General features: G+C 76.1%; 1 protein-coding gene. It reads right to left on the bottom strand.

Features of this window, described 5'->3' with window-relative positions; translation table 11 throughout:
* Nucleotides 1-38: 38 nt before the first annotated feature.
* Nucleotides 39-566: c-type cytochrome (locus J3P31_RS21165; protein WP_438270319.1), on the bottom strand; the 528-nt coding region annotated here is incomplete at its 5' end.

The following is a 566-nucleotide window of genomic DNA, read 5'->3' as shown; positions in this document are numbered from 1 at the left end:
GGCCGCCCCCCTGGGCGGCCCGGCCCGGCCGGGTCCGGTCACGGGCTGGTCCCGGCTTCGGCCTCCGCGCCTGCCCCCGCGCCCGCGTCCGTCGCGGCGCCCCCGCCCGCGTCCCCGAAGGTGGCCAGGAACGCCCACAGGTCGTGCGCCTGCTGCTCGTCGCGCACCTGGTAGGCCATCTTGCTGCGCCCGGAGGCCTCGCCCGTGGCCTCGCGCAGATAGCCCGTGGGGTCCTGGACATAGGCCACGAAGTTGCCCTCCTCCCAGACCGCCCCCGCCGCGCCATAGGCCTGCATGAGCGTGCTGTAGGCGAAGTCGGGGTAGCTGCCCGCCACCCGGCCCGCCACCCCGTACAGGTTGGGCCCCACATGGGCGTTGCGCCCCGCCAGCACCTCGCCCCCGGCGTCCTGCACCACATGGCAGGCCACGCACTGGCGGTTGAACTGCTGCTCGCCCGCCGCCGCGTCGCCCGTCCCTTCCTGCGCCCAGGCCAGGCCCGGACCCAGAAGCGCCCCGGCCGCCACCGCCATCACCCTCGTCCTCATCGCTCTCCGCTCCTCCCGTTC

The sequence above is a fragment of the Rubellimicrobium arenae genome (assembly GCF_017916275.1).
GTDB lineage: Bacteria > Pseudomonadota > Alphaproteobacteria > Rhodobacterales > Rhodobacteraceae > Rubellimicrobium > Rubellimicrobium arenae.
This window is presented reverse-complemented; position numbering and strand designations above follow the sequence as displayed.